Genomic DNA, 338 nt, shown 5'->3' with positions numbered 1-338 from the left:
GGGCCGTCAGCTCTTTCGAATGCTGCGCCAGAATAGACTGATCGATCAGCACACCGTTGCGCTCTATGCGCGAAATCACCGTCAGTAACGGCATCTCAATCTGTTCGAAGACTTTTTTCGGGCCCGCTTCTTTCTCCAGCTCTGGCCACATCTTCAGATGCAGCTGCAGGGTCACATCTGCATCTTCTGCAGCGTAATGGGATGCCTGCTCTAACGCGATTTGATTGAACGTCAGCTGATTTTTGCCTTTACCGGCGATCTCCTGGAAGGTCACGGTTTTATGGTTAAGCCAGCGAGCGGCCAGGCTATCCATGTCATGTTTGCCCACCACGCTGTTG

1 pseudogene is annotated in these 338 nt (G+C 53.0%); it reads right to left on the bottom strand.

Features of this window, described 5'->3' with window-relative positions:
* Positions 1-313, bottom strand: a pseudogene (locus SB765_RS28550) (DNA polymerase I); the annotation flags it as partial.
* Positions 314-338 lie beyond the last annotated feature (25 nt).

The sequence above is a fragment of the Pseudomonas sp. SIMBA_067 genome (genome assembly GCF_046534675.1).
GTDB lineage: Bacteria > Pseudomonadota > Gammaproteobacteria > Pseudomonadales > Pseudomonadaceae > Aquipseudomonas > Aquipseudomonas putida.
This window is presented reverse-complemented; position numbering and strand designations above follow the sequence as displayed.